We start from the raw sequence: 13162 nt of genomic DNA, 5'->3' as shown, positions 1-13162 counted from the left end.
TTATGCAACAATCTATAGATCAATTTTTGCAAACGTCAGCTAATTTATTTAAGTATTTGGGTGATATTCCAAAGGGCGAAGATCGTGATGAATACATTGAAACCATTAATGAGATGTTGGATAAGCGTGGAGCAATTATTGAGAGCCTTATTCAAGAGGGATTTCGTTTTGATGAACAAAATCGTGTGCATCGTACATTGTTAGAGCTTGATAATGGTATTAAAGAGCGATTGGCTGCTGTGATGAACGCTGTAAAGCAGGATATGGTTAATTTACAAAAAACGAAAAAAAGTGAACAGCAATATTTTAATCCTTATTCAGACGTTCGTGTGATGGATGGCATGTATTATGACAAAAAGAATTAATATTTACCTATTAGCTTTTCTTCGGAAAATGGTTTAAAATAGTAAATAAGTAACCTTTCAAAGGAGTTGTCCGTTAATTGACAGCAAATTTTGCAGCACAAAATGCATACAAACAAAATAGTGTGACGACTGCCTCTCCTGGCGAGCTGACGTTAATGCTTTATAATGGATGTCTAAAGTTTTTGCATAAGGCAAAGCAAGCAATGCAAGAGAAGGATATACAAGAGAAAAATACCAATATTCAAAAGGCACAGGCAATTATTGCTGAGCTAATGTCAACACTTAATATGGACATTGAAATTTCAAAGCAAATGTTACCGCTTTATGAATATATGAACCATCGCTTAGTTGAGGCGAATATTCAAAATGATGTAGCGATTGTTGAAGAAGTTGAGGGATTGGTGACGGAATTCCGCGATACGTGGAAGGAAGTTATTCGCATTAATCGACAGCAGCAGTTTGGTCAGGGGAACAGCGGGCAAATTTAGACACAATAAGGGACCATCATCAACGATGGTTCCTTTTCTTTAGGTTAAAATTCATCAATAATTTGTAATTATCACTAAATCGTCATAATTTAGGCTATTTAACGGTAAAATATGTTACTTATTCCCTCTAGCTGTTAGCTATACATCGTGTCATAATCAAAGCAATATATATGTTTAACATAGTATTGGGGTGGGAATATGATTTTTAAGCGTCAAGAAGGCTTCCGTTTTAAATTTGAGGAGCCTCTTCCAATGACTTTTGCTATTTATGAGAATGGTAGAGTTAATCAAGAGCAAACGGCTACAGCAGAATTGCTAGATATTAGTCCACGTGGGTTAAAGATGTTTACAGAAGTGGATTTAGGTGTGAATCCTCCACCATTGGATATCCATTTTGTTTTGGATACGCAAAGGGTGCGTGCTTATGGAGAGGTGATTTGGAGCCGTCCCTTTGGCAATGGCAAACAATATGGTGTGTTTTTTAATAATCAAAAGGCTGTTGAGGATTTGATTATTGAAGAACTAAAGCTACGACGCAGAAAAGAAGCAGCAGAGGCGAAAAAGCAAAATAATTAAATAGTGTTCTTTCTTGCTTTTGCTACTAAAAATGTTTGTTAAAAGAACTAAAATTTTTTGTAAAAAAAAGAATGATTTTAGAGGAATTTCACACACTTGTGTAGAAATATATAGTATAGCAGTTATAAAGGAGGAGTTTACATGTTAAACTTTAACATTCGTGGTGAAAATATTGAGGTAACTCCAGCTATTCGAGAGTATGTTGAAACAAAAATTGAGAAAGTTGAACGTTATTTTAACGAAGATGTTAACGCCAACGCTAATGTCAATTTAAAGGTTTACAATGATAAGCAAACAAAAGTGGAAGTTACGATTCCAATGAAAAACTTAACGCTTCGTGCTGAGGAGCGTCATAATGATATGTATGCTGCGGTTGATCTAATTGTAGATAAATTAGAGCGTCAAATTCGTAAGCATAAAACAAAAGTAAACCGTAAATTCCGTGAGCGTGAAGGCGCAGGCCTTTATTTTGCTAGTACACAAGCAGCCGCTGATGCTGTTTCAGAGGAAGAAGAATACGCAATCGTGCGTACAAAGCAATTCGATTTAAAGCCGATGGATCAAGAAGAGGCTGTATTACAAATGAATATGTTAGGTCATGATTTTTATGTCTTTACAGATGCTGAATCAAACGGCACAAATATTGTCTATAAACGTAAAGACGGTAAATATGGCTTAATTGAAACAACTTAAACTTGCATAATGACAAAGGCTCTCGCAATGGCGAGGGTCTTTTTGTGTGAATAGGGTGACTGTTTGCATGAAACTGTTACACAATGGTAAAATGAAAGTTGAATCTATATAGGAAGTGAAAAACATTCATGGCAAACCTATTAAATAAATTATTTGATTTCAATAAACGTGAGTTAAAAAAATTAGAAAAAATCGCTGACCAAGTTGAGGGATTCGCTTCTCAAATGACGCAGCTTTCTGATGCTGAATTACAGGCAAAAACAGAGGAGTTTCAAAAGCGCTATGCTGATGGTGAGGCGTTAGAGTCGATTCGTGCGGAAGCCTTTGCTGTTTGTCGTGAAGCGTCGAAGCGTGTATTAGAGATGTACCCATTCCGTGTGCAAATTATGGGGGCAGCCGCTCTTGACGAGGGTAATATTGCAGAGATGAAAACAGGTGAAGGTAAAACATTAACGGCTACAATGGCCGTTTATTTGAATGCCATAACTGGTAAAGGTGTACATGTTGTAACTGTCAATGAATACCTAGCGAGCCGTGATGCTGCTGAGATGGGACAGCTTTATAATTTCTTAGGCTTAACAGTTGGTCTGAACTTAAATAGCCTTTCAAAGGAAGAAAAGCGTGCTGCCTATGAAGCTGATATTACGTATAGTACCAACAATGAGCTAGGCTTTGACTATTTACGTGATAATATGGTGCTGTATAAAGAGGAACGTGTACAACGCCCATTGCATTATGCTGTTATCGATGAAGTGGATTCAATTTTAATTGATGAAGCGCGTACACCATTAATTATTTCGGGGCAGGCTGGGAAGTCAGCACAGCTTTATAAGCAGTCCAATGCTTTCGTGCGTATGTTAAATGCGGAAACAGATTATACGTATGAAGAGTCAACAAAGGGCGTTACATTAACAGATGCAGGTGTGGAAAAGGCAGAAAAAGCATTCGGTATTGATAATCTATTTGATTTAACACATGTTCGTTTAAACCATGCCATTAACCAATCGTTAAAAGCACATGTTAGTATGCATAATGATGTAGATTATGTCGTGCAGGATGGTGAAATCGTTATTGTTGATAGCTTCACAGGTCGTTTAATGAAAGGTCGTCGTTATTCGGACGGCTTACACCAAGCAATTGAGGCAAAAGAAGGCGTTGAGATTCAAAATGAATCGATGACAATGGCAACAATTACGTTCCAAAACTATTTCCGTATGTATGAAAAGCTTGCAGGGATGACAGGTACAGCGAAAACAGAGGAAGAGGAATTCCGCAATATTTACAATATGAGTGTTGTGGCGATCCCAACGAACAAACCAATTGCGCGTGATGACCGTCCGGATTTAATTTTTGCAACAATGGAAGGGAAATATAAAGCGGTAGCCGCAGATATTGCAGAGCGTCATGCAAAAGGGCAGCCTGTGCTTGTTGGTACGGTGGCAATTGAAACATCTGAAATTATTTCGAAATTATTGGATAAATATAAAATTCCACATAATGTTTTAAATGCGAAAAATCATGAGCGTGAAGCGGAAATTATTGCAGATGCTGGTAAAAAAGGTGCTGTAACAATTGCTACAAACATGGCTGGTCGTGGTACAGATATTAAACCTGGTGAGGGTGTATTAGAGCTTGGTGGGTTAGCCGTTATCGGTACAGAGCGCCATGAATCACGCCGTATTGATAATCAGCTTCGTGGACGTTCTGGGCGTCAAGGGAATCCAGGGGTTACGCAATTCTACTTATCATTAGAGGATGATTTAATGCGTCGTTTTGGCTCAGATAATATGAAGTCGATGATGATGCGTTTAGGCATGGACGATTCACAGCCATTGCAATCAAAGGTTGTATCAAGAGCTGTTGAATCAGCGCAAAAACGTGTTGAAGGGAATAACTTTGACGCACGTAAACGTTTATTGCAATATGACGATGTTCTCCGTCAGCAACGTGAGATTATTTATAAAGAGCGTTACGATGTACTAGAAACAGAAAATATGCGTGAGCTTGTTGAATCCATGATTCAAGAAACTATCGATAATGTTGTGAGCACATATACACAAGGTGAGCAGAAGGATTGGAACTTAAAGGCGATTGAAGATTTTGTAGCTGCCAACCTGTTAGAGGAAGGTCAGTTGAAGGTAGCTGATTTCCAAGGCAAGTCTGCTGAGGACATTAATCAAATGATTTCTGATGCAGTACGTGTGCGCTATGATGAAAAAGAGGCAGAACTAACACCAGAGCGTATGCGTGAGTTTGAAAAGGTAATTTTATTGCGTTCGATTGATACAAAATGGATTGATCATATTGATGCGATGGATCAGCTGCGTCAAGGTATTCATCTGCGTGCATATGGTCAAAATGATCCGCTTCGTGAATATCAACAAGAAGGCTTTGCGATGTTTGAGGATATGGTAGCTGCTATTCGTGAGGATGTTGCGAAATATGCAATGAAGGCAGAAATCCGTAATAATCTTGAGCGTGAGGAAGTGGCGAAGGGACAAGCTGTCAATCCAAAAGAGGATGGCGGTGGCTCTGCTCCGAAAAAGCAACCTGTACGCAAAGCTGAAAATATTGGTCGCAATGATTTATGTCCTTGTGGTAGTGGTAAAAAATATAAAAACTGCCATGGTGCGGGACAATAAAATAAGCAATAACGATCATCTCTTAAATTTTCAACAAAAGGCAGCAAGCGTTAAGCTACTTGCTGTCTTTTGTTATTTTTTAATGTATAAAAGGACTGGAGGCACACACGAATAAAGAAAATTTAATATAAAAAGTCAGAATTTATAGACAATTGAAATTTTTGGGTATACAATAGCTGGTGTAATAGGATTTTAGTTCAGTATCAAATTACTAGGATTATCCTAAAAAGTTATATGATATTGGTACTAATGTCTATGCGAAATTATTTTTAGCAAGAAAAAGGAGGAGGTTGATGGAATTATTCTACTCGAGAAAAATATCAGGAATATAAGCGTATATTCCTATGTATTTTTATTAAAAACATAAAGTGTATAAAGGAGGAGTATGTATGCATAAAAAAGATATTATGACGAGTGATACAATGCTATATATGCCTGAGTATGATGCCTTTGGAAACTTATGTACTCGGGTAATTGAAAAAAATAATGAATATATATCCCAACTAGCACCAACGAAGTTAATAGACTTTAATTTACGCTATTTTGGTTCTAGTTTAAGAGGCGCTTTTGATGGCTCAAAAATGGTTTTAGGCAAGCTCAATAAAAATCCAATTGTCATTCATGAGCGCTGTAATATATTATGGTTCCCAAGTAAGTCACCCTTACATCCTCAATGTATATGGTTTGCTGTGCATCATATTGATGATTATATAGCTGTGGATAAAAAAAGAACAAAGGTTATTTTTATGAACGGTATGGATATTACAGTGGATATTAGTGTGAGGGCGCTGGAGTACCGTATTCAACGGGCTTTTTTATTAAAGTATAAATTGGAGAAGCGCACAAAGCATTTACTTGTACAATATGATCGCGCGAAAATATTTCAGCGCTTAGCATTTAATATGTTTGAGGATGAAGTATAGTAGTAGGTTTTCCTTTGTAAAAACGTTATAATAAAAAGATACAAGGCTTATATGCTTTATTACTAACGTTCGGAGGATTTAACAATGATTGAATTAGCAGATGTACGTAATGTGTTAGACACTACAGCCAAAAAATTGGCGGACTTTAGGGGGTCTCTTTGACTTAGAAAACAAAGAGGCACGTATTCAAGAGCTAGATGAAATGATGCTAGAGCCAGGCTTTTGGGATGACCAACAAGGTGCACAAGTAATCATTAATGAAGGAAATGGCTTAAAGGCAATTGTCAATGAATATAAAGATTTAGTGGAAACACATGAAAATTTAGATATGACACTAGAGCTTTTACGTGAAGAACCGGATGAAGAATTACAGGAAGAGCTAGGCAAAGAGCTAGCAGAATTCCAACAAAAAATGGCTGATTTCGAGCTACAATTACTGCTAAGTGGACCATACGATCAAAACAATGCTATTTTAGAGCTACATCCTGGTGCAGGTGGTACAGAGTCACAGGACTGGGGCTCTATGCTATTACGTATGTATACTCGCTGGGCAGAAAAGCGTGGCTTTAAAGTAGAAACAGTGGATTACCTCCCTGGCGATGAGGCGGGGATTAAATCCGTCACATTATCGATTAAAGGTCATAATGCTTTCGGTTATTTACAGGCTGAAAAAGGTGTGCATCGACTCGTGCGTATTTCACCATTCGATTCATCTGGCCGCCGCCATACATCATTTGTTTCCTGCGATGTTATGCCAGAGTTTGATGACAATATTGAAATTGATATTCGCACAGAGGATTTAAAAATTGATACGTATCGTGCAACAGGTGCAGGTGGTCAGCATATTAATACAACAGATTCAGCTGTTCGTATTACACATATTCCGACTGGTACAATTGTGCAATGTCAGGCAGAGCGTTCACAGATTAAAAACCGTGAAAAGGCGATGACGATGTTAAAAGGAAAATTGTATCAATTAGAATTAGAAAAACAGCAGGCACAGCTTGATGAAATTCGCGGTGAGCAAAAGGAAATTGGCTGGGGCTCGCAAATTCGCTCTTATGTATTCCATCCATATTCAATGGTGAAGGACCACCGTACAAATGAAGAAACAGGTAATGTTGGTGCGGTGATGGATGGCGATATAGATCCATTCATTAATGCTTATTTACGTTCAAAGATTAACTAATATGTATTCCCCCAAGAGAGAGTCTTGGGGGATTTTTTATGTTAAAAGGGTGGGGAATATGGTGCATCCTGACTAAGCTGTTTTCGTTCATTCATATAATGCTTGTATAACATGGATGCATTGACAAATTGTTTGCTAATGGAAGCATATTGAATAGGAAGCTCAATCTGTATATCGTTTTTGAGTGTCACAATACAGCCAGCTTTACTAGGGGTAATATTAGTAATGGCATGAAGACCAATCCATATATTATGGATGGAGTTTGGTGAATAGGTTGGTAGAAAAATACATGGATAGCCGTAATCAAAGGCAACAGCAATCGGTAGCTTATGTTGATTGCCAAAAAAGCGCTTGGCTGATTGTTTTGCAGCTTCATAGGTTGTGCCTAATGAAATACAAGATTTTCGAAGGACATGTAATGGCTTACGTGTCACGATCAGCTCATTATGTTTATCAATTACATGTGTGAAAATTTTAGAGTTGTGTTGAATTGGTTGTAGCACATACGTATTGAAGGATACTAAATAGCGATTTACATAATTTTGTGCCATATGAAAAATGCCTCCTTTTTCTATTGATAGCTGTAGTATAGGTAATAAAATAAATTCTAGAAAATATCAATAAAGATGAGAATTGCTTAAGAAATAGCGAAATTGCTTAGAGAATTTGCTACAAATAGCGCGAGATTAATAGTCAATCCAAGTTATTTTCGAGTCTTAAGCATTGCATTTTTATTTCAATTTTCATATAATTTAGAAAAGGATCGAGGTGAGATCGTTGGATAAATATTATTCGTACACAGATTTTCTAAAAGCCGTTGGTCAGTCGAAAAAAGTTGATGAGGCAGAGAAATTATTAAACGAGATTTATTTAGATTTATTTTTAAATCGTATCCAGCGTATGCATCGTCAAGAGCAGCTCATGGTTCTAATCGATAGAGCACTCGATGAAAAAGATGAAAACGCATTTTATCGCTACGCAGCCGAACTAAATTCTTTGCAGCAAACAGAGGATGAATAATAAGATTGCCCCGTTCTCCATGAATAGTGGAGAGCGGGATTTTTTTGTTTAACCGTTAAGGGCATTCGCTCAAAAATGATAGAGAACTGCTCAAAAGTAGTGTCACCTGCTTAAAATAGAAGCTTGAAAGTTAGCGGAAACGGCTATGATAAGAGTAAAAGACTTCATTGGTTTCGCAGTTATTATGTATAAATTTTAGGGGTAGAAAAAAGTTTTACAAACATTCGTTCGTTAAATGTTCGAAATTTTACGAGTGCTATGCTAAAATATATGTACAAATTGGAAGGAAAGGACGGGGACATGTGTGCAAACATTTGATTTACAAGCGCCATATCAGCCTAGCGGAGATCAACCACAGGCAATTGCTGAATTAGTGGAGGGTGTAAAGGCAGGTAAGCGTCATCAAACATTACTTGGTGCGACAGGTACTGGTAAAACATTTACAATTTCGAATGTTATTCAACAAGTAAAAAAACCAACGCTTATTATGGCACATAATAAAACACTCGCAGGCCAGCTATATAGCGAGTTTAAAGAATTCTTCCCAAATAACGCCGTTGAATATTTTGTCAGCTATTATGATTACTATCAACCAGAAGCCTATGTACCACAGACAGATACCTATATAGAAAAAGACTCTAGCATTAATGATGAAATTGATAAGCTGCGTCACTCTGCAACTTCAGCATTATTTGAGCGTGAGGATGTCATTATTATTGCATCTGTGTCCTGCATTTATGGTTTAGGTTCACCAGAGGAATATCGCGAAATGGTGGTATCGATTCGCACAGGTATGGAAATTGAACGTAATCAGCTATTGCGTAAGCTCGTTGATGTGCAATATGAGCGTAATGATGTAAGTTTTACACGCGGAACATTTCGGGTACGGGGAGATGTAGTGGAAATATTCCCAGCATCGCGTGATGAGCATTGTATCCGTGTAGAATTTTTCGGAGATGAAATTGATCGTATTCGTGAGGTAGATGCCTTAACAGGAGAAATTTTATCAGATCGAGATCATGTGGCAATTTTCCCAGCATCCCACTTCGTAACGCGAGAGGAAAAAATGCGAAAAGCGATTGAAAACATTGAAAAAGAGCTAGAGGAACGTTTGGCACTATTGCGGGCTGAAGATAAATTGCTAGAGGCACAGCGTTTAGAGCAGCGTACACGTTATGATTTAGAGATGATGCGTGAAATGGGCTTTTGCTCAGGTATTGAGAACTATTCTCGTCATTTAACATTGCGTGAAGCAGGTGCAACACCCTATACATTGTTAGATTATTTCCCTGATGATTTTTTACTTGTTGTGGATGAAAGCCATGTAACACTTCCTCAAGTACGAGGCATGTACAACGGTGACCAAGCACGTAAAGGTGTTTTAGTAGAGCATGGCTTCCGTCTGCCATCAGCGCTTGATAATCGACCATTGCGCTTTGAGGAGTATGAAAGTCGTGTGCATCAGGCTATTTATGTTTCTGCAACACCTGGTCCATATGAGCTAGAGCATACACCAGAAATGGTGGAGCAAATTATTCGTCCTACTGGATTGTTGGACCCATTAATCGATGTGCGTCCTATCGAAGGGCAAATAGATGATTTAATTGATGAGATTCATGAGCGAATTGCACGTAATGAACGTGTGCTTGTGACAACATTAACAAAGAAAATGTCAGAGGATTTAACAGCCTACTTAAAGGAAATGGGCTTAAAGGTTGAGTATTTACATTCAGAGATTAAAACACTTGAACGGATAGAGATTATTCGTGAGCTGCGTAAAGGAACATATGATGTATTAATCGGTATTAATTTATTGCGTGAGGGGCTTGATATTCCTGAAGTATCCCTTGTAGCGATTTTAGATGCGGATAAAGAAGGATTTTTACGCTCGGAGCGCTCATTAATTCAAACAATTGGACGTGCAGCGCGTAATGCAAATGGTCATGTGATTATGTATGCAGACAATGTAACAGATTCAATGAAAAAAGCAATTGATGAAACAAAACGTCGTCGTACATTGCAGATGGCTTATAACGAGGAGCATGGCATTACGCCTCAAACAATTATCAAGAAAATTCCAGATGTTATTCGTGCAACACAGGTAGCAGAGGAAGAGGAATCCTACGTCACAAAGGCTACGAAGGGCAAAAAGCTGACAAAGGCAGAAAGAGAACAGCTCTTGGCTTCCCTGGAAGTCGAAATGAAGGAGGCAGCAAAAGCGCTTGATTTCGAGCGTGCGGCCGAGCTGCGAGATACAATATTTGAATTGAAGGTAGAAGGGTGAATGACTTGTGAAAAATACTGAAATCATCGTGCAAGGTGCACGTGCTCATAATTTAAAAAATATCGATGTTACAATTCCACGTGACCAATTAGTTGTGTTAACAGGTTTATCAGGCTCAGGAAAATCTTCTTTAGCATTTGATACGATTTATGCGGAGGGGCAACGGCGCTATGTCGAGTCCCTTTCCGCCTATGCTCGTCAATTTCTAGGACAAATGGATAAGCCAGATGTCGATGCAATTGAGGGATTATCGCCTGCTATTTCGATTGACCAAAAAACAACGAGCCGTAACCCGCGCTCTACTGTGGGGACTGTAACAGAAATCTATGACTATTTGCGTTTACTTTATGCACGTATTGGCAAACCGATTTGCCCAAATCATGGGATCGAAATTACTTCTCAAACAATTGAGCAAATGGTAGATCGCTTATTATTCTATCCAGAAAGAACAAAAATGCAGCTACTTGCGCCAATGGTATCTGGGCGTAAAGGAGCACATGTAAAGCTGCTGGAGGATTTAAAAAAGCAGGGCTTTGTTCGTGTGCGTATAGATGGTGAATTACGTGATTTAGACGATGAAATTGAGCTGGATAAAAATAAAAAACATTCCATTGAGGTAGTGGTAGACCGTGTTGTGATGAAAGAAGGGATTGCTGCACGTTTAAGCGATTCATTAGAAACGGCATTACGTTTGGCAGATGGGCGTGTTCTTGTCGATGTGATGGAGCATGAGGAGTTGCTCTTTAGTGAACACCATGCTTGTCCATTATGTGGCTTTTCTATTGGAGAGCTAGAGCCACGTATGTTTTCATTTAATAGTCCATTTGGTGCTTGTCCGAGCTGTGATGGCTTAGGCTCCACACAAGAGGTCGATTTGGAGTTAGTAGTACCTGATTGGAATCGATCATTATTAGAGCATGCAATTGCACCATGGGAACCAACAAGCTCGCAATATTATCCACAGCTATTAAAGGCTGTATGTGACCACTATGATATTCCAATGGACGTGCCTGTAAAAGATATACCAAAGGACAAGATGGATAAAATTTTATATGGCTCTGGGAAAGACAAAATACACTTCCATTATGAAAATGAGTTTGGCAATGTCCGAGATCAGATGATTGAATTTGAAGGTGTTGTGCGTAATGTGGAGCGTCGTTTTAAAGAAACAACATCAGACTATGTACGTGAGCAAATGGAAAAGTATATGGCACAGCAAGCCTGCCCTTCTTGTAAAGGCTACCGTTTAAAGCCTGAAACATTAGCTGTAAAAATAGCGGGTAAGCATATTGGTGAGGTTACACAATATTCCATTCAGGAAGCCGATCAATTTTTCAAAGAACTAGATTTAACAGAAAAGGATATGCAAATTGCTCGACTTGTTTTACGTGAAATTGAAGAGCGCTTAGGCTTCCTTGTGAATGTTGGATTAGATTATTTAACATTAAGCCGAGCAGCGGGAACATTATCAGGCGGTGAGGCACAACGTATTCGCTTGGCGACACAAATTGGCTCTCGTTTAACAGGCGTGCTTTATATTTTAGATGAGCCTTCCATTGGCTTACATCAACGTGATAATGATCGTTTAATTCATACATTACAAAGCATGCGGGATATTGGCAATACACTTATTGTTGTAGAGCATGATGAGGATACAATGCTTGCAGCTGATTATTTGATTGATGTAGGGCCTGGTGCTGGTGTGCATGGTGGGCAAATTGTTGCTGCGGGTACACCACAGGAGGTAATGGATAATGAAAAATCGTTAACAGGACAATATTTAAGCGGTAAGAAATTTATTCCATTACCAGTTGAAAGACGCCAGCCAGATGGTCGTAAGCTTGCTATTAAAGGCGCAAAGGAAAACAATTTACGCAATGTGAAGGTAGATATTCCGCTCGGCCTATTTGTAGCAGTGACAGGTGTTTCTGGCTCAGGAAAATCGACATTAATTAATGAAATTTTATATAAATCATTGGCACAGAAGCTAAATCGTTCCAAGGTAAAGCCAGGGGAGCATAAAGAAGTAACAGGGATGGAGGAGCTTGAAAAGGTCATTGATATTGACCAATCACCAATCGGTCGTACACCACGCTCAAATCCAGCTACCTATACAGGGGTCTTTGATGATATTCGCGATGTTTTTGCTGCGACGAATGAAGCAAAGGTACGTGGCTATAAAAAGGGTCGCTTTAGCTTTAATGTCAAAGGCGGTCGCTGTGAGGCATGCCGTGGTGATGGCATTATTAAAATTGAAATGCACTTCCTGCCAGATGTTTATGTACCATGTGAAGTATGTCATGGCAAACGTTATAATCGCGAAACACTTGAAGTGAAATATAAAGATAAAAGCATTGCCGATATTTTAGATATGACCATTGAAAATGCAGTAGTGTTCTTTGAAAATATTCCAAAGATTCAACGCAAGCTGCAAACGATTGTGGATGTGGGCTTAGGCTATATGAAATTAGGTCAGCCTGCTACAACATTATCAGGCGGTGAGGCACAGCGTGTAAAATTAGCCTCTGAATTACACCGTCGCTCTACAGGTAAGTCCTTCTATATTTTAGATGAGCCAACAACAGGCTTACATGCAGATGACATTGCACGTTTACTTGTTGTGCTACAGCGTCTTGTTGAAAATGGTGACTCCGTATTAGTCATTGAGCATAATTTGGATGTCATTAAAACAGCTGATTATTTAATCGACTTAGGTCCAGAGGGCGGCGATAAAGGTGGCACTATTGTTGCTACAGGAACGCCTGAGGAAGTAGCAGAGGTGACTGGCTCATACACAGGCAAATATTTAAAGCCAATTTTAGAACGTGACCGTATGCGTATGGAAGCTGTACTTGCGAAAGCTTCACAATAAAAAATGATCAAAAAAAGTGATAGGACCGCTCAAAGTAAGATGAAAAGCCCAATTGATTTAATTTTGCAGTGAAACTTTTCACATAATGAATCGTATAAATAGTATAACGA

At 38.6% G+C, this 13162-nt stretch carries 11 protein-coding genes; 10 read left to right on the top strand and 1 reads right to left on the bottom strand.

What is annotated here, in order from left to right; genetic code table 11:
- Positions 1–2: 2 nt before the first annotated feature.
- The 7 genes from ACIQVU_RS04600 (at position 3) to prfB (ending at position 6876) form a co-directional block, all read left to right on the top strand.
- Positions 3–365, top strand: a complete 363-nt coding sequence (locus ACIQVU_RS04600; RefSeq protein WP_340804398.1) for a flagellar protein FliT — start codon at positions 3–5, stop codon at positions 363–365.
- Positions 366–442: 77 nt separating this feature from the next.
- Positions 443–853 (top strand): flagellar export chaperone FliS, encoded by a 411-nt coding sequence (fliS, locus tag ACIQVU_RS04595; protein WP_340804399.1) that lies wholly within the window; start codon positions 443–445, stop codon positions 851–853.
- 198 nt (positions 854–1051) lie between these two features.
- On the top strand, positions 1052–1429 hold the full coding sequence (locus ACIQVU_RS04590) for a PilZ domain-containing protein (protein ID WP_340804400.1): 378 nt from the start codon (positions 1052–1054) through the stop codon (positions 1427–1429).
- 141 nt (positions 1430–1570) lie between these two features.
- Entirely contained in the window at positions 1571–2122 is a 552-nt protein-coding gene (gene hpf / locus ACIQVU_RS04585) for a ribosome hibernation-promoting factor, HPF/YfiA family (RefSeq protein ID WP_340804402.1), read from the top strand.
- Between the two features lie 128 nt (positions 2123–2250).
- Complete coding sequence (gene secA / locus ACIQVU_RS04580) at positions 2251–4764, top strand: preprotein translocase subunit SecA (protein WP_340804404.1); 2514 nt, start codon at positions 2251–2253, stop codon at positions 4762–4764.
- 389 nt (positions 4765–5153) lie between these two features.
- A complete protein-coding gene (locus ACIQVU_RS04575) occupies positions 5154–5687 on the top strand; it encodes a competence protein ComK (protein ID WP_340804405.1) in 534 nt (177 codons plus the stop codon).
- An 84-nt stretch (positions 5688–5771) separates the two neighbouring features.
- A protein-coding gene (gene prfB, locus ACIQVU_RS04570) for a peptide chain release factor 2 (protein ID WP_402894056.1) occupies positions 5772–6876 on the top strand; the annotation gives its coding sequence in 2 pieces (ribosomal slippage) (positions 5772–5846 and positions 5848–6876; 1104 coding nt in all).
- 41 nt (positions 6877–6917) lie between these two features.
- Here the strand turns inward: prfB and ACIQVU_RS04565 are convergent.
- The gene (locus ACIQVU_RS04565; RefSeq protein ID WP_340804406.1) at positions 6918–7427 is read right to left on the bottom strand and encodes a competence protein ComK; all 510 of its coding nucleotides are present in this window, start codon (positions 7425–7427) and stop codon (positions 6918–6920) included.
- 226 nt (positions 7428–7653) lie between these two features.
- Here ACIQVU_RS04565 and ACIQVU_RS04560 point away from each other — a divergent pair, with 226 nt between their 5' ends.
- The 3 genes from ACIQVU_RS04560 to uvrA all read left to right on the top strand — a co-directional run bounded on the left by ACIQVU_RS04560 (position 7654) and on the right by uvrA (position 13052).
- Positions 7654–7896: an IDEAL domain-containing protein gene (locus tag ACIQVU_RS04560; protein WP_340804407.1), complete on the top strand. Its 243-nt coding sequence runs from the start codon at positions 7654–7656 to the stop codon at positions 7894–7896.
- Between the two features lie 304 nt (positions 7897–8200).
- Positions 8201–10180 (top strand): excinuclease ABC subunit UvrB, encoded by a 1980-nt coding sequence (uvrB, locus tag ACIQVU_RS04555; RefSeq protein ID WP_340804409.1) that lies wholly within the window; start codon positions 8201–8203, stop codon positions 10178–10180.
- A gap of 7 nt (positions 10181–10187) precedes the next feature.
- Positions 10188–13052 carry an excinuclease ABC subunit UvrA gene (gene uvrA, locus ACIQVU_RS04550; protein ID WP_402894051.1) on the top strand — a complete coding sequence of 955 codons (2865 nt, stop codon included), beginning with the start codon at positions 10188–10190 and terminating at the stop codon, positions 13050–13052.
- The last annotated feature ends 110 nt before the right edge of the window (positions 13053–13162 follow it).

Origin of the sequence: Lysinibacillus sp. NPDC098008 (genome assembly GCF_044760715.1) — a bacterium.
Taxonomy (GTDB): Bacteria; Bacillota; Bacilli; order Bacillales_A; family Planococcaceae; genus Lysinibacillus.
This window is presented reverse-complemented; position numbering and strand designations above follow the sequence as displayed.